Raw genomic sequence first — 16642 nt, 5'->3', positions numbered from 1 at the left:
GGTCAACGAGGAACGGCGCGCATCCCCGGGAAGGGGGTGCGCGCCGTTCCTCGTCCGGGGCCGGGAAGCCCCTAGCGCGACGTGGTGGTGCTGTCCGGTCCGGTGCGCAGCCCGGCCAGGAGTTCATCGAAGCGTTCCGCCGACTGGCGGGCGGCGTCGCCGGGCCATTGGTGGACGGGGTAGGCGGCACCCTGGATCTGCTGCCAGTTCGCCTGGTCGGGCAACACGGGGGAGAGCAGTGCATCACCGAACATGGTGCGCATCTCCTCGAGCCGGAAACGCTGCTCGGCCGAGGACTGGCGGACCCGGTTGGCCACCACCCCGGCGGTCTGCAGTCCCGGGACGAACTCGCTGCGGAAGAGTTCCAGGGCCCGCAGGGTGCGTTCGGTGCCGGCGACGGAGAACAGGCTCGGTTCGGCGACGAGGAGCACGTCGTTGCTGGCGGTCCAGGCCATGCGGGTCAGCCCGTTCAACGAGGGCGGGCAGTCGATGAGCACCAGTTCGTACCGTGTCTGGCGCGCGAGCAGCTGTTTCAAGCGGCGCAGATGGCGCAACCGCAGGTCGGGACGGTCGTAGATGCCGCTGAAGGCCCCGCCGACGGCCACGTCGAGCACGGCCGGCCCGGTCTTGCCGGAGGACGCCGGGGCCCTGCCGGTCCACGGGCTGGGGACCGCTGCGGCGGTGATGTCGCCACGACGGGCGTTCTTCAGCAGGTGTCCGATGTCGTTGTCACCGTTGGGTTCCACGCCCAGGCCGGTACTGGCATCGGCATGTGGGTCGAGGTCCACCACCAGGGTCGGGATACCGGCGGCCAGCGCCGCCGACGCCAAACCGAGGGTGACCGACGTCTTGCCAACGCCACCCTTGAGACTGCTGATGCTCACGACCTGCACGGAACGGACCACGACCTTACTGTTTTTTTACGCTGATTCGGCTCCCAACCATCATAGGGTGGCCCCGCCGTTCGGCGCCTCCCCCTGCCACGGTGTGGCTCAGGTCATGAAGAAATAGAGTTTTAGCTGTGTGATGGCCCACTGTAAGGTGAGCGCAGGCTTGAATCTACGCTTCGCGCCTGACGCACGGAGGCAAAACCCCCCGAGACCCGGGGAGACCGTTGCGTTCGTCCTGTCCGAACAGACACCATGCAGGAGAACCATGTTTTCAAAGGTTTTGGTAGCCAACCGCGGCGAAATCGCGATTCGCGCATTCCGTGCCGGCTACGAATTGGGAGCCAAGACGGTTGCCGTCTTCCCCTACGAGGACCGCGGATCCATCCACCGCCAGAAGGCCGACGAGGCCTACCAGATCGGCGAGGAGGGCCACCCGGTCCGCGCCTACCTGGACGTGGAGGAAGTCATCCGCGTCGCCAAGGACTCCGGGGCGGACGCGATCTACCCGGGCTACGGGTTCCTCTCGGAGAACCCCGATCTCGCCCGTGCCGCCGAGGAAGCCGGCATCACCTTCGTGGGGCCCCCGGCCGATGTCCTGGAACTGGCAGGAAACAAGGTCCAGGCGCTGAAGGCCGCCAAGGCGGCAGGAATTCCGACGCTGGCCTCCTCCGAGCCCAGCGACGACGCCGAATGGCTGATCGGCGAGGCCGATAAGATCGGCTTCCCCATCTTCGTCAAGGCGGTGGCCGGCGGTGGCGGTCGCGGCATGCGCCGTGTGGATACCCGGGAGGATCTTCCCGAGGCCCTGGACGCCGCCATGCGCGAAGCGGCCACCGCCTTCGGGGATCCGACCATGTTCCTGGAGATGGCCGTGCTGCGCCCGCGTCATATCGAGGTCCAGGTCCTCGCCGATGCCCACGGGGACGTGGTGCACCTCTTCGAACGGGATTGCTCGCTGCAGCGCCGCCACCAGAAGGTCGTGGAGATCGCCCCGGCGCCGAACCTGGACGAGGGCATCCGCCAGGCCCTCTACGCCGATGCCGTGAAGTTCGCCAAGGCCCTGAACTACCAGAACGCCGGAACCGTCGAGTTCCTGGTGGACACGGTGGGGGAGCGGGCCGGCGAGCACGTGTTCATCGAGATGAACCCGCGGATCCAGGTCGAGCACACGGTCACCGAGGAGATCACCGATATCGACCTGGTCTCCGCCCAGATGCGCATCGCGGCCGGGGCCTCGCTGACGGATCTGGACATCCGCCAGGACCAGCTGCATATCCGTGGTGCCGCCCTGCAATGCCGCATCACCACCGAGGACCCCGCCAACGGGTTCCGCCCGGATGTGGGCACCATCACCGTCTACCGGTCCGCCGGCGGCTCGGGGGTCCGGCTGGACGGAGGCACCATCTACACCGGTGCCGTGGTCTCACCGCACTTCGACTCCATGCTGGTCAAGCTGACCTGTCGCGGCCGGGACTACGAGGCCGCCGTACGCCGGGCCCGCCGCGCGCTGGCCGAATTCCGGATCCGTGGGGTGGCCACGAACATCCCGTTCCTGATGAACGTGCTCGATGACCCGCAGTTCATCGCCGGGGACGTCGCCACCGACTTCATCGATTCGCGCCCCGATCTGCTCGAGGGCAACCGCAGCCAGGACCGTGGCACCAAGGCATTGTCCTTCCTGGCCGATGTGACCGTGAACCAGCCCAACGGCCCGCGCCGTGAGGGCCTGGACCCGCGGCAGAAGCTGCCGTACTACCCGGGGGACAAATCCGACCAGCCGATGCGCAGCCCCTTCGACGGCCCCTCGGAGCACGAGCCCGCCGCCGGCTGGCGCCAGGTCCTTCTCGAACGCGGGCCCGAGGGCTTCGCCGCCGAACTGCGCTCGCGCACCGAACTGGCGGTCACCGACACCACCTTCCGGGACGCCCACCAGTCGTTGCTGGCCACCCGGGTCCGCACCCGTGACCTGATTGCCGCGGCCCCGGCCTACGCCCATACGCTGCCGCAGCTGTTCTCCATGGAGGTCTGGGGCGGGGCCACCTACGATGTCTCGCTGCGCTTCCTGGGCGAGGACCCGTGGAAGCGGCTCGAACTGCTGCGCGCCGAGCTGCCGAACATCCCGTTGCAGATGCTCCTGCGCGGTCGCAACACCGTGGGATACACCCCGTACCCCACCGAGGTGACCGATGTCTTCGTCCAGGAGGCCGCCGCAGCCGGGATCGACATCTTCCGGATCTTCGACGCCCTCAACGACGTCTCGCAGATGGCCCCGGCCATCAAGGCGGTCCGCGAGACCGGGACCGCGGTCGCCGAGGTGGCGCTGTGCTACACCGGGAACCTGCTCGATCCCGAGGAGAAGCTCTACACGCTGGACTACTACCTGGATCTGGCCCAGCAGATCGTCGACGCCGGCGCCCACATCCTGGCGATCAAGGACATGGCCGGGTTGCTGCGACCGGCGGCCGCCGCACAGCTGGTCACGGCGTTGCGCGAACGCTTCGACCTGCCGGTGCACCTGCACACCCACGACACCGCAGGTGGCCAGCTGGCCACGCTCATGGCGGCCTCCAACGCCGGGGTCGACGCGGTCGACGTCGCGGTGGCCTCCATGGCCGGGACCACGTCCCAGCCCTCGGAATCGGCGTTGGTCGCCGCCCTGGCCAACACCGACCGCGATACCGGGATCCCGCTCGAGGCGGCGGCCTCGCTGGAACCCTACTGGGAAGCCGTGCGCTCGATGTACGGGCCGTTCGAATCGGGGCTGCCCGGTCCGACGGGCCGGGTCTACCGCCACGAGATCCCCGGCGGCCAGCTCTCGAACCTGCGCCAGCAGGCCAAGGCGCTGGGGCTGGCCGAGCGTTTCGAGGACATCGAGGAGATGTACACCGCGGCCAATGCGATCCTGGGCCGGTTGGTGAAGGTCACCCCGTCCTCGAAGGTCGTCGGCGACCTGGCCCTGCATCTGGTGGGCATGAACGTGGACCCGAAGGAATTCGAGGCCAACCCGCAGGAATTCGACATCCCCGATTCGGTGATCCAGTTCCTCTCCGGCGAACTCGGGGATCCGCCCGGTGGATGGCCCGAGCCCTTCAGGACCAAGGCCCTGCAGGGACGCAACGTCAAGGTCCGGGTCGAGGAGCTCGAGCCCGAGGACCAGGAGGGCCTGGCCGGGGATTCGTCGACCCGCCGCCAGACGCTGAACCGGCTCTTGTTCGCCGGGCCGACCCGTGACTTCGAGAAGCTGCGGGCCGAATACGGCGACGTGTCGCTGCTGCACACCCGGGACTACCTCTACGGGCTGGTCCAGCACGCCGAACACGTGATCTCCCTGGGCAAGGGGGTGCGCCTGCTGGTGACCCTGCAGGCGATCTCCGAACCCGACGAGAAGGGCATGCGCACCCTGATGTGCACCCTGAACGGGCAGATGCGCCAGATCACGGTTCGCGACGACAACGTCGAATCCACGGTCAAGGCCGCGGAGAAGGCGGATCAGTCGAATCCGGGCCACGTGGCAGCACCCTTCGCCGGTGCGGTCACCGCAGCCGTCGAGGTCGGCGACACCGTCCCCGCCGGCGGCACCATCGCCACGATCGAGGCCATGAAGATGGAAGCAGCGATCACCTCGCCCGCCGGTGGCCGGGTGAGCCGTATCGCCATCGAAGGCACGGCCCAGGTCCAGGGCGGGGACCTCCTGGTGGTTCTGGAGGCCTAGGGCCGCCGTACCACCGCAGGACGGGACGTCCACCGACGACACGGTGGGCGTCCCGTCGGTGCGTTAGGGTGATGGCTGACGTTCCTACAGCCAGTACTTTCCGCAGAGGATGCCATGACCCAGCCGCACCAGAACCACGACGACGACGAAGCCCCGGAGACCCCGGAACCGGCTCCGCACGACGAAGTGGACCCGTCGGAGCCCAGAACCGACACCCCGGAGGAGGACCTCGGCGAGGACCTCAAATCCGCGGGGGCCGGCCATGGGGCCGCCGACCTGCCGGACCTCTCCGATTGGCAGCCGGTGGACCAGGACGAGGCAACGGCCGCGGATCCCTCCGATCCGCGCCCGCTGGCCCAGGGCATGGTCATCCCTGCAGCACCGACCGACCAGCAGGACCCCGGGGCCGGCACCGCCGGTCCGGTGGGGGGAACCCCGGGCCCCGGCCCGGCCACAGCCACCGCCACCGCCTCCGCCGGCGTCGGGGCGGGAACCACCGCCGGAGCCGGCGCGGCCCCGCAGCCCAAGGCCCCCGAAAGTGCTTCGCAGCTGACGCCCGACCGGCTGCTCGAACCCCGGGACCGCGAACCCGTGGGCGGATGGCGTCGCCTGTTGTTCCGGGCCTCCTTAGGCCGGGTCAACGTCGGGGATTCGGACGCCGTGCGGATCCGCCGGCAGATGCAACACCGGATTTCGGCCCCCTTGCCCGGAACTACCCGCTACGTCCCCGTCCTGTCCCGGAAGGGAGGAGTCGGCAAGACCACGGTGACCACCCTGCTGGGCATGGCCCTGGCGCAGATCCGGGAGGACCGGGTCATCGCCCTGGACGCCAACCCCGACCGCGGGACGCTCAGCGACCGCTCGCCGGGCAAATCGGAGTTCACCGCCCGGAACCTGGTCCAACACCGTTTCAGCGTCGACACCTTCGCCAAGCTCTCCTCCTATGCCGCACGGGAAGGATCACGTCTGCACGTGCTGGCCTCGGACACCGACCCGCGGGTGGCCGAGGCGTTCGACGACGCCGACTACCGTGCCGTCACCGAGCTGCTTTCGAAGTACTACTCCATCGTGCTCACCGATTCCGGGACCGGGATGGTCCATACGGTCATGAAGGGCACCCTGGAGAAGGCCGATGCCGTCGTCCTGGTCTCCGGGGCCAGTGTCGACGAAGCCCGGTTGGCCTCCGAGACACTGTCCTGGCTGGAGGCCCACGGGCGCACCGAGCTGGCGAAGAATGCGATCGTGGTCATCAACCAGTCCTCCGGAACCGGTCGCGGGGTGAACGTCGAGGAGATCGAATCGCATTTTCGCTCGCGCGTCGCCACGGTCGTTCGGCTGCCGCATGATCCGCATCTGGCCGAAGGGTCCCGGGTCTCCCTGGACCGGCTCAAACCGGGCACCCGCGACGCCGTGATGGAGCTCGCGGCGTTGGTCGTGGACGAACTGAAGGGCTGAATCACTTGACGCATTATGACCTGGCCATCGTCGGATCCGGATCCGGCAATTCACTGATCACCGGTTTCTGGGACGATAAGAAGGTCGCCATGATCGACGCCGGGACCTTCGGCGGGACCTGCCTGAACGTGGGGTGCATCCCCACGAAGATGTTCGTCTACCCGGCCACCCTGGCCGCCTCCCCCCGGGAAGCGGCCCGTCTCGGGGTCGACTTGGAACACCGTGGAACCGACTGGCCGGGGATCCGGGACAGGATCTTCGGGCGGATCGATGCGATTTCGGCCGACGGTCTGCGCTACCGGGACCAGGAGCTCGAGAACGTCGACGTCTACACCGAGAGCGTCCGGCTGCGTGACCCGCGGACGCTGGTCACCGAATCCGGGCAGGTCATCACCGCCGACCAGATTGTTTTGGCCTCCGGCTCCCGGGCCGTGCTGCCCGAGGTCCCCGGTGTGGAGCTGCCCCAGGTCCACACCTCGGATACCGTGATGCGCCTGGACGCGCTGCCGGAACGGGTGCTGATCGTCGGTGGCGGCTTCATCGCCGCCGAGTTCGCCCACGTCTTCCATGGCCTGGGCTCCCAGGTCATCCAAGCGAACCGTTCCGCGGCCCTGCTGCGCCATCACGACCAGGAGATCTCCCGCCGGTTCACGCAGTCCGCCGCCCGACGCTGGACCCTGAAGCTGGACCATGCCCTCAGTGCCGTCACCGAGAACGACGACGGAACCGTCACCGGGCACTTCGAGACCGCTGAAGGGCCCGTGGAAGTGGTCGCCGACGTCGTGCTGATGGCCACCGGCCGGGTGCCGAACTCGGACCGGATCGGGGCCGAAGCCGCCGGATTGGACCTGGAACATGACGGCCGGTTGGCGGTGGACGGGTTCCAGCGGGTGCTCTCCGGGGGTCAGGCGCTACCCGGGTGCTATGCCCTGGGCGATGCCTCCAACGAACAGCAGCTCAAACATGTCGCCAACCGCGAAGCCCGGGTGGTGGCGCATAACCTCGAACACCCCGGGCAGCTGCGCTCCACCGACCGGTCCTTCGTCCCGGCAGCGGTCTTCACCGATCCGCAGATCGCCTCGGTGGGACTGACCGGCGAACAGGCCACGGCCCGGGCGCAGGACCCCGAGGACGTCGTCACCGTCGTGCAGGATTATGGCTCCACGGCCTACGGATGGGCGATGGAGGACCAGGAAGGCATCCTCAAGCTGGTGGCCTCCCGGTCGACCGGCTTGTTGCTGGGGGCCCATGTGATGGGACACGAGGCCTCGATCCTCATCCAGCCGCTCATCCAGGCCATGGCCACCGGGCTCGGGGTCGTCGAGATGGCCCGGCGCCCCTACTGGATCCACCCGGCGTTGACCGAGGTCGTGGAGAATGCGTTGCTGGGCCTTGAGCTGCCCGCCGGGGAGGACGCACCGCTGTAGCGGAGCCGCACCGCAGCACACAAAAAGGCCGGGCCACGCACTGTGCGTGGCCCGGCCTGTTGTCTACCGGGGCTCAGGACGGCTTCTTGGCCGTGTAGATCTCCTCGACGACCGTTTCGAAGTCCTTGAGCACCTGGGCGCGCTTGACCTTCAACGACGGGGTCAGGTGGCCGGAGGCCTCGGAGAAGTCCGTGGGGACGATGCGGAAGGCCTTGATGGCCTCGGCGTGGGAAACCGTCTGGTTGGCCTTGTCGATGACGGCCTGGACGCTTTGACGGACCTTGGGGTGCTCGGCGGCCTGCTCCACGGTCAGCGATCCGAGCTGGTGACGGCCCAACCACCCGGGCAGGGCCTCCTCGTCGAGGGTGACCAGGGCGGAGATGAACGGGCGGTTGTCCCCGACCACCAGGGCCTGGGAGACGAGGGCATCGGCGCGGATCTGGTCCTCCAGCAAGCCGGGGATGACGTTCTTCCCGCTGGCGGTCACGAGGATTTCCTTCTTGCGCCCGGTGATCTTCAGGAACCCGTCTGAATCGAGCTCGCCGATGTCGCCGGTGCGGAACCAGTCGTCGTCGAACGCCTCCGTGCGCAGATCCGGTCGGTTGTGGTATCCGGCCATGAGGCAGACGCCCCGGGTGAGGATCTCGCCGTCGTCGGCGATCTTCACGGCGTTGCCCGGCAGCGGCCTGCCAACGGTGCCGATCTTCAGCTTGCTCGGGGTGTTCACGGTGATCGGGGCGGTGGTCTCGGTGAGGCCGTAGCCTTCGAGGATCATCAGCCCGGCACCGTTGAAGAAGTGCCCGAGGCGTTCGCCCAGCGGGCCACCGCCGGACACCGCATACTGGATGCGCCCGCCCATGGCCTCGCGGATCTTCGAGAAGACGAGCTTGTCGAACAGGCCGTGGCGCAGCTTCAAGGCCAGCGGCACCGAGCCCTCGCCCTGGGCGCGGGAGAACTGGACGGCGGTCTTCGCCGCTGCGTGGAAGATCCTGGCCTTGACGTTGCTGGCATCCTCGGCCTTGAGCATCGAGGAGTTGTAGACCTTCTCGAAGACCCGTGGAACGGCCAGGATGAACGTGGGCTTGAAGCCTTGCAGATCCGGGAGCAGGTTCTTGATGTCGGGGGTGTGGGCGACCTTGGCGCCGCCGGCGACGGCCAGGACCGAGATGAAGCGGGCGAACACATGGGCCAGGGGCAGGAACATGATGGTCGAGGACCCCTCATGAACACATTCGGGCAGGGCTTCCTGGGCGTTGCGGGACAGTTCCACGAAGTTCAGGTGGGTCAGCTCGCAGCCTTTGGGGCGTCCGGTGGTGCCCGAGGTGTAGATGATCGTTGCCACGGTCTCGAGTCCCATGGAGGAGCGACGTGCCTCCAGTTCCTCGTCGCTGACCCCGGTTCCGGCCGAGCGCAGGACGTCGAGTCCATCGCCGTCCATCTGCCAGATGTGTCCGATGTCCTCGAGCTGCTCCTGGATGGAGGCCTGGCGGATCACGTTCTCGTGGTTCGGTGATTCCACGATGGCCGCTGCGGCCCCGCAGTCACCCAGGATCCAGGCGACCTGGCTGGGGGAGGAGGTCTCGTAGACCGGCACGGAGATGCATCCGGCGAACCAGATCGCGAAGTCGACCAGGGTCCATTCGTAGCGGGTCCGGGACATGATGCCGATCCGGGAGCCCTTTTCGAGCCCCGCGGCGATCAGGCCCTTGGCCAAGGCGCTGGCATCGTCCCTGAACTCCCGGGCCGAGACATCGATCCATCCGCCGTGACCGTCGGGCCGCGAGAACAGCATCGGGTTGGTCCCATTCGCTTTTTCCAGCACGAAATCCGTGGTGTTGGACGTCGCGGGGCTGACCACGAGCGGGGGTACGCTGAACTCTCGCACGATGTGCTCCTCTACTTCAGTAGGCTATTCAGATTGGACATCTGACGATGGGGATCGTCATCCAAGCATAGTGTGTTGCATCACTAACCTACTCGCTAGTAACTTATGGTGCCAACATCGGGCCAGGGAAGGGCATCGCCATGGGTACGGCACCGGCAGCGGACCAGGCCATCGGGCTGGACATCGGCGGCACGAAGATCGCCGGTGGCGTGGTCGACGGGGCGGGGAACCTCCTGCACCGCGACCGGCGTTCGACCCCCGGATCGAGCCCCCAGGACGTCGAACTGGCAGTGCTGGACCTGGTGGCCGGCCTCCGCCGCTTCGCCCCCCGGGCCCCGATCGGCGTCGGGGCAGCCGGCTGGATGAATCCCGAGACGGGCACCGTGCTCTTCAGCCCGCATCTGGCCTGGCGCAACGAACCCCTGCGCGACCGGCTGGCCACCGTGCTCGGCGGGACGGTCTGCGTGGTCAACGACGCCGACGCGGCCGGCTGGGCGGAATATCGTTTCGGGGCCGGGCAGGGTGAACCGAACCTGGTGTGCCTGACCCTGGGCACCGGGATCGGCGGTGCGCTGGTCGCCGGGGGACGGCTGCGCCGGGGCCGGTTCGGGTTGGCCGGGGAATTCGGCCACCAGGTCATCCAACCCGGAGGCCACCGCTGCGAATGCGGGAACCGCGGTTGCTGGGAACAATATGCCTCCGGCAACGCCCTGGGGCGTGAAGGCCGTGAAATAGCCCGGGCCAACTCGCCGGTGGCCCACACGCTGCTGGACGCCGTGGAAGGGGACGTGGAGGCCATCAACGGGTCGTTGGTGACCGAGCTGGCAGCGGCCGGGGATCCTGCCTGCCAGGAGCTGATCATCGATGCCGGCCAGTGGCTGGGGCTGGGCCTGGCCAATCTGGCCGCCGCCTTGGATCCGGGGACCTTCGTCATCGGTGGGGGGCTGGGATCTGCCTCCACCCGGTTGCTCGAGGAAGCCGAGACATCGTACCGGAAGAACCTCACCGGACGGGGCTACCGGCCGTTCGCCGGCATCCGGCAGGCGGGGCTGGGGGCCGACGCCGGGCTGATCGGAGCCGCCGACCTCGCCCGGCAGGAAGCCGCCCCGAGCCGAGGGTGACGACCGCGGGGCCGTGCCGTCCCCGGGCAGGGGTCAGACCCTGGCGCCGTTATCGCCGTCCTGCCGGTGGCGCGGGAGCCTGAAGGCCAGATAACCGGCGGCGGCCACGAAAGCCACGCACAGGGTCAGCCAGACGCCCATCGGCGCCGAACGCCACAGGATGGCCAGAAGCAACAGGGCGATCGGTGCTCCGGCGGCACAGGTCCAGGCCAGCACGGTCAGCGGATTGCCCGAGCCCAGGGCCGGAGGATCTTCCGGGGTCCAATCCTCCTCGGGCTCCTCGAGCAGTTCGTAGTCCCGCGGCCCACCGGCCGGGCGGAGCAGGGGAACCGGCTCGTCGAGGGGATCCGGGGTCGGGCCCGGTGGATCGGCGGCCTCGGCTTCCGGATCGACATCCATCCCGACGTCGTCGAGCCGGCTGACCAGATCCTGCCAGGCGGCCTCGTCGGCGGCCCGGTCCCGGGGGGAGCGGGCGTTGTCATCAGCCATGGGCATGACCTCCCAACGCGTCGAAGAAGGCGAGCGAGCCCTCGAAGATCGCTGCGGCGTCGTAATCAAGGGTCGCCACGTGCAGGCTGCGTTCCAGATACCTCAATTGCAGCCGCGGCACCCCGGAAGGGTGCATGCCGACCAGCTCGCGCCGCAGCAGATCCAACCCCGGTTCGGAGACCACATGGTCCACCACCGAGCGGAAGACGAACACCGGGGCCTGGATCGCTTCCAGATTCTTCCGGGTGGTGCGGATGAGCCGACGCAGCTCGTGCACCGCGGCCACCGGGGTCCGTGGGTAGGCCCCCTCGTCCTGGCCGGGGCGGGCGATGTCGTTGGCGATGGCCGGCACCGAGGGGACGAACCGTTTCAGGATCCCGGCCAGGGCCGCGGTGCGGTCCACCATGCTCAGGGCGGGGTTGACCAGGGCGAGCCCCGCGGGTCGGCGTTCAATGCCCAGATGCAGGGCCAGCGTCCCGCCCATGGACAGTCCGACGACGAAGACCTTGCGGTGGGCGGCGGCCAGGAGATCGAATTCGGCCTCGACGGCCGCCGTCCACGCGGAACGGGGGGTCCGGGCCAGTTCCTGCCAGCTGGTCCCATGCCCGGGCAGCACCGGCAAGGAGACCGTGTAGCCGCCCGCCAGAAGGGCGTCGGCCCAGGGGCGCATGCTGCGCGGGGTGGAGGTGAAACCGTGGATGACCAGGACCGCATCACCGTTGCCGCCGCGGACCCGGAAGCCTTCAGCCGCGTCGGAGGGGGCCGTTGCCGAGAATTCCATAGCGCTCCCAAGCAGGCCGGGGATCGTGCCCCGGGGTGGATATGTGCCTAGAGTAGAGCGTAACCGACATGGGGTCCGTGCGAGGCGGGCGCCCGACGACCTGCCCGGCGGAAGGCTCCCACACGTGTTTTATTGGATCATGAAGCGGCTGCTCATTGCACCGCTGACCAACCTGCTGTTCCGGCCGTGGGTCAAGGGCATGGACAACATCCCTGCCGAAGGTGGCGCGATCCTGGCCAGCAACCATCTCTCGGTCTCCGACTCGATCTTCCTGCCCGTGGCGGTGGACCGTCCGGTCGTCTTCCTGGCCAAAATGGAATATTTCACCGGCAAGGGCATCAAGGGCAAGCTCACTGCCTTGTTCTTCCGCCTCTCCAACCAGCTGCCGATGGATCGTTCCGGGGGTGCCGCCTCGGCGAACTCGCTGGGGGCGGGGGAGCAGGCCCTGCTGGACGGGAACCTGTTGGGCATCTACCCGGAGGGCACCCGCAGCCCCGACGGGCGCCTCTACCGGGGCAAGGTCGGGGTTGCCAAGCTGGCCCTGGCCACCGGCGTCCCGGTCATCCCGGTCGCCATGATCGGCACCGACAAGGTCCAGCCGATCGGCAAGACGGTACCGAACATCCGACGGGTCGGGCTGATCGTGGGCGAACCACTGGATTTCTCCCGCTACGAGGGGATGGAGGACGACCGCTTCGTCCAGCGCTCGGTCACCGACGAGATCATGTACGCCCTGATGCGCCTCTCCGGCCAGGAGTACGTCGACTCCTACGCCGCCTCCGTGAAGGCCAGGATCACTGCCGATCGGCTTGCCGAGCGCAAGGCGGCCCGTGAGGCCCTGGCGGAGAACGCCCGCGCCCAGGTCCGGGCCACGGTGGACGCCGCCAAGAAGGAGGTCGAACACATCCGTACCCCCAAGGACGGGGCGGACGGCGATACCACGGAGGAGCCCCCGGCAGCGGAGCAGACCACGGGGACCGGCCAGGCGGACGACGACGATGCTCCCAGCGACACCGGACTACCCGGGGATCCCGGGAAGAACGGCAACTCCAACCCGGCGTGAGCGGTGGTCGGGCGGCAGTACCGTCCTGCCCCGGATGACCGGCCGAAACGAAACTTTACGCCGCGAATAGGGTGCCGGCCCACGACCCGGATACGCTGGGTTGGTGACTGATTCGACCCAGACTTCCGCCCCGTTCCACCAGCCCATCCCCGGGCCCGCTGCCGATCCCGGCCTCGACGCCTGGCGCGAGCTCCCGATTTCACAGCAGCCCACGTGGTCCGGCCCGGAATATACGAAGGCAGTCGACGAGCTGGCCTCCCTGCCGCCGTTGGTCTTCGCCGGAGAAGTGGACATCCTGCGCGAGCGGCTGGCCGCCGCGGCCCAGGGCCATGCCTTCCTGCTGCAAGGGGGCGATTGCGCCGAGACCTTTGCCGGGGCAACCGCCGACCGCATTAGCGCCCGGGTGAAGACGATCCTGCAGATGTCCGTCGTCCTGACCTATGGCGCCTCGATGCCCGTGGTGAAGATGGGGCGCATGGCCGGGCAGTTCGCCAAGCCGCGCTCCTCGGATTCGGAGACCCGCGAGGGGGTCACCTTGCCGGCGTTCCGCGGTGACATCGTCAACGGGTTCGAGTTCACCCCCGAGTCCCGCCGTCATGACCCGGCCCGGATGGTCAAGGCCTACAACACCTCGGCCGCCACGTTGAACCTCATCCGCGCCTTCACCCAGGGCGGATTTGCCGACCTGCGCAGCGTGCATCATTGGAACAAGGGCTTCCGGGCCAACCCGGCCCACAGCCAGTACGAGTCGCTGGCTGCCGAAATCGACCGCGCGGTGCGGTTCATGGACGCCTGCGGTGCAGACTTCGAAGCACTGAAGACCACCGAGTTCTTTGCCAGCCACGAGGCCCTCCTGTTGGATTACGAACGGGCCTTGACCCGCACGGACTCGCGCACGGGCCAGCCCTACGACACCTCCGGGCACTTCCTCTGGATTGGGGAGCGGACGCGGCAGCTCGACAGCGCCCACGTCGATTTCCTTTCCCGGGTGCGCAACCCGTTGGGGGTCAAGTTGGGCCCGAACACGACGCCCGAGGATGCCCTGGCCCTGGTGGAGAAACTGGACCCGAACCGCGAGCCGGGCCGGCTGACGTTCATCACCCGCATGGGGGCGAAGAATATCCGCGAGAAGCTTCCGGACCTCGTGGAGAAGGTCACCGCCTCCGGGGCCCAGGTCCTCTGGGTCACCGACCCGATGCACGGCAACACGGTGACCAGCGAGAACGGCTACAAGACCCGGAAGTTCGATGACGTCATGGACGAGGTGCGGGGCTTCTTCGATGTCCACAACTCGTTGGGCACCTACGCCGGCGGACTGCATGTGGAGATGACCGGTGACGACGTGGCCGAATGCCTCGGCGGTGCCGACCCGATCCGCGCCGACCAGTTCGACGATCTCTACGAATCCGTCTGCGATCCGCGGTTGAACCACCGGCAGTCCCTGGAGATGGCGTTCCTGGTGGCCGGCGCATTGGCCGAGCGCAAGCCGCGCACCGACTGATCGACCTGAAGCGCCACACGACGAAGGCCACGCCCGGGGAAGACCCCGGACGTGGCCTTGTCGTTGGAGGATCGAGCGGGCGGGGTGGCTCAGACGACCCCGAGGGTCACCGTGGACCCTTCGGGGAGTTCGCCGGAGGACGGGTCCTGCGTGGCCACCGTGCCGAAGATGATGCCGAAGCTGCCTTCGTTGATCTCGACCTCGAAGCCGGCGTCTTTGAGGATCTTCTCGGCCTTCTCCAACTGCTTGCCGCGCACCTTGGGCACCTCGACCATCCGCGGTCCCTTGGAAACGGCGAAGGTGACGGTCGTTCCCCGCTTGGCCTTTCCGGAGGAGGGCTCCTGCGAAATGACGATCCCCTTGTCGACCTTCTTGTCGAATTCCTTGCCTGACACCTCCGGTTCCAGGCCCGCGTCCTTCAACGTGGCTTTGGCGTCCTTCTCGGTGCGGCCGGTGACGTCGGGGACCTTGACGGGGGCCCGACCACGGGAGACCACGTAGGAGACCTTGGTCCCCCGGCGCACCTTCGACTCCGGCTTCGGCTTCTGCGAAACGACCTGACCGGCGGCGATCGATTCGTCGTACTCCTTCTTGGCCTTCCCCGGCACGACCTCGGCGTCCTTCAGGGCTTTTTGGGCGGTCGATTCCTCCAGCCCGACCACGTTGGGCACCGCAAAAAGCTCCGGACCTTTGGAGATCAGGAGCTCGACTGACTGGTAGCGGCGGATGGTGGTCCCCGCTTCCGGTTCGGAACCAACCACCAGGCCCTTCTTGATCTCGTCGTCGAAGACCCGGGTCGCACTGGACGAAACGCGGCCCGCCTCCAGGGCCTGCTGGGCGGAGGCAGCCGACTGGCCACTGAGCTGGGGGATCTGCACCGGTGAACCGGGGCCCATCCCGAAGAACCAGGCTGCGGTGGCCACCAGCGCGGTCACCAGGAAAAGTATGATGCCCAGGATCCAACCACGTCGTCGAGACGAGGGGGAAGCAAGGCTCTCCCGGGGTTTCTGTGCTTCACGCGCCCACTGCCGGCGGGAGTTTTTGGCCTCCTTGCGGGTCTGGCGTTCACGGGCCCGCCGGGACAGCATGGCCTGCTTCGACCGGCCGGCTCCGGACGCGGAGTCGAGGGCGGGTTGTTCTCCGGTATCGGTGGAATCGTTGTATCGGGGCAGTGCCTGTGTCGCTCCTGCAGGCGTTGAAATGACGCTGGTGGCGTTGTCTGGGACGCCCAACACCTCGGTTGCCCCATCCGGAAGGCCGGTCTGGCCGATGGCTTCGGTCCGGGCCGTGCCGTCGTCGGCGGCCGGCAGGGACATCGGGGCCCCGACGATCCGGGTGGGTGCGGATCCCGGCCCGGTATCCGGGGCGTCGGAATCGACAACGGGCTGGTCGAGTTCCTCATCGGTGAGCGTCCGTCGGATCTGCCGGATCTCGCCCAGGAGTGCTTCGGCATCCTGTGGCCGGTCCTCGGGTTCCTTGCGGGTGCAGAACTCCACGAGTTCATCGAGGTCGGCAGCAAGGTTCGGCAGGAGGAGCGAAGGGGCCGGCACGTCATTGGAGACATGCTGGTAGGCGATGGCAATGGGAGCTTCGGCCACGAAGGGCTGGCGCCCGGTGAGCATCTCGTACAACATGATGCCCACGGCGTAGATGTCGCTGCGGGCGTCGGCGGGGGCCCCGGTGACGAGTTCGGGGGAGACGTAGGCCACCGTGCCGATGAGGTTGCCGGTGGAGGTCTGGTTGCTCGCGGCGCGGGCCAGCCCGAAGTCGGCGAGTTTGATCTGGCCCGAATTCGACAGCAGGACGTTTTCCGGCTTGATATCGCGATGGACCAGGCCTGCAGCGTGTGCCGCGGCCAGGCCCTCGACGACCGCGTCCAGCAGGGCCAAGGCCTGGCGCGGTGCCATGCGTCCCTGGCTCTTGAGCAGGTCGCGCAGGGTATGGCCGTTGACGAGCTCCATGGCCAGGTAGGCGGTGTGTCCGTCGACGCCGGTATCCAGGACACCGACGATATGCGGATGGGAGAAACCGGCTGCGGTGATCGCCTCGGCACGGAAGCGCTCGACCAGCACCGGGTCCTCGGCCAAGTGTGGATGCAGGATCTTCAGCGCCACGTTGCGTTCGAGGCGGATGTCGGTGGCGAGATAGACCGTGGACATGCCGCCGACGGCCAACCGCTCGACAATGCGATAGCGGCCGTCGATCATCGTGCCCCGGTCGGGACTGGCTCCGTGTTCACTCACCCCACGATGGTAGCCAGAACCCGGCGCCTTTCCGTGGACATCCGCTCGGGGGAGGCGGAATCGTTGGGTGACGCT

11 protein-coding genes are annotated in these 16642 nt (G+C 68.0%); 6 read left to right on the top strand and 5 right to left on the bottom strand.

Annotated elements, in window-relative coordinates; all coding sequences use genetic code 11:
• Nucleotides 1–71 precede the first annotated feature (71 nt).
• Complete coding sequence (locus tag AC3ZI9_RS10320; RefSeq protein WP_489923574.1) at nt 72–905, bottom strand: ParA family protein; 834 nt, start codon at nt 903–905, stop codon at nt 72–74.
• Nucleotides 906–1155: 250 nt separating this feature from the next.
• Here AC3ZI9_RS10320 and AC3ZI9_RS10315 point away from each other — a divergent pair, with 250 nt between their 5' ends.
• The 3 genes from AC3ZI9_RS10315 (at nt 1156) to AC3ZI9_RS10305 (ending at nt 7484) form a co-directional block, all read left to right on the top strand.
• Entirely contained in the window at nt 1156–4602 is a 3447-nt protein-coding gene (locus tag AC3ZI9_RS10315; protein ID WP_444555118.1) for a pyruvate carboxylase, read from the top strand.
• 114 nt (nt 4603–4716) lie between these two features.
• On the top strand, nt 4717–6057 hold the full coding sequence (locus AC3ZI9_RS10310; RefSeq protein ID WP_444561759.1) for a MinD/ParA family ATP-binding protein: 1341 nt from the start codon (nt 4717–4719) through the stop codon (nt 6055–6057).
• 5 nt (nt 6058–6062) lie between these two features.
• A complete protein-coding gene (locus AC3ZI9_RS10305; RefSeq protein WP_444555116.1) occupies nt 6063–7484 on the top strand; it encodes a mycothione reductase in 1422 nt (473 codons plus the stop codon).
• A 73-nt stretch (nt 7485–7557) separates the two neighbouring features.
• Here AC3ZI9_RS10305 and AC3ZI9_RS10300 read toward each other — a convergent pair whose 3' ends face one another.
• Nucleotides 7558–9369 carry an AMP-dependent synthetase/ligase gene (locus AC3ZI9_RS10300; protein ID WP_444555115.1) on the bottom strand — a complete coding sequence of 604 codons (1812 nt, stop codon included), beginning with the start codon at nt 9367–9369 and terminating at the stop codon, nt 7558–7560.
• A 140-nt stretch (nt 9370–9509) separates the two neighbouring features.
• Between AC3ZI9_RS10300 and AC3ZI9_RS10295 the strand changes: the two genes are divergently transcribed.
• Complete coding sequence (locus tag AC3ZI9_RS10295) at nt 9510–10490, top strand: ROK family protein (protein ID WP_444555114.1); 981 nt, start codon at nt 9510–9512, stop codon at nt 10488–10490.
• A 33-nt stretch (nt 10491–10523) separates the two neighbouring features.
• Here AC3ZI9_RS10295 and AC3ZI9_RS10290 read toward each other — a convergent pair whose 3' ends face one another.
• Entirely contained in the window at nt 10524–10979 is a 456-nt protein-coding gene (locus tag AC3ZI9_RS10290; protein ID WP_444555113.1) for a hypothetical protein, read from the bottom strand.
• Nucleotides 10972–11760 carry an alpha/beta hydrolase gene (locus AC3ZI9_RS10285; RefSeq protein WP_444555112.1) on the bottom strand — a complete coding sequence of 263 codons (789 nt, stop codon included), beginning with the start codon at nt 11758–11760 and terminating at the stop codon, nt 10972–10974. Before AC3ZI9_RS10285 ends, AC3ZI9_RS10290 begins: the two co-directional genes overlap by 8 nt.
• 124 nt (nt 11761–11884) lie before the next feature.
• On the opposite strand from AC3ZI9_RS10285, the gene AC3ZI9_RS10280 reads away from it, so the two are divergent.
• Both AC3ZI9_RS10280 and AC3ZI9_RS10275 read left to right on the top strand, forming a co-directional pair.
• Nucleotides 11885–12823 (top strand): lysophospholipid acyltransferase family protein, encoded by a 939-nt coding sequence (locus AC3ZI9_RS10280; protein ID WP_444555111.1) that lies wholly within the window; start codon nt 11885–11887, stop codon nt 12821–12823.
• 103 nt (nt 12824–12926) lie between these two features.
• Entirely contained in the window at nt 12927–14324 is a 1398-nt protein-coding gene (locus AC3ZI9_RS10275) for a class II 3-deoxy-7-phosphoheptulonate synthase (RefSeq protein ID WP_444555110.1), read from the top strand.
• An 89-nt stretch (nt 14325–14413) separates the two neighbouring features.
• Here AC3ZI9_RS10275 and AC3ZI9_RS10270 read toward each other — a convergent pair whose 3' ends face one another.
• Complete coding sequence (locus AC3ZI9_RS10270) at nt 14414–16567, bottom strand: PASTA domain-containing protein (protein ID WP_444561760.1); 2154 nt, start codon at nt 16565–16567, stop codon at nt 14414–14416.
• Nucleotides 16568–16642 lie beyond the last annotated feature (75 nt).

The sequence above is a fragment of the Arthrobacter sp. AOP36-F1-5 genome, assembly GCF_058137995.1.
Note: the sequence above shows the minus strand (reverse complement) of the source record. Positions and strands in the feature narration are given on the sequence as shown.

What these genes read in the sequence shown, in the direction of transcription:
- AC3ZI9_RS10315 (WP_444555118.1), top strand. Translation starts at nt 1,156, where the DNA reads ATGTTTTCAAAGGTTTTGGTAGCCAACCGCGGCGAAATCGCGATTCGC.
- AC3ZI9_RS10310 (WP_444561759.1), top strand. Translation starts at nt 4,717, where the DNA reads ATGACCCAGCCGCACCAGAACCACGACGACGACGAAGCCCCGGAGACC.
- AC3ZI9_RS10295 (WP_444555114.1), top strand. Translation starts at nt 9,510, where the DNA reads ATGGGTACGGCACCGGCAGCGGACCAGGCCATCGGGCTGGACATCGGC.
- AC3ZI9_RS10290 (WP_444555113.1), bottom strand. Translation starts at nt 10,979, where the DNA reads ATGGCTGATGACAACGCCCGCTCCCCCCGGGACCGGGCCGCCGACGAG.
- AC3ZI9_RS10285 (WP_444555112.1), bottom strand. Translation starts at nt 11,760, where the DNA reads ATGGAATTCTCGGCAACGGCCCCCTCCGACGCGGCTGAAGGCTTCCGG.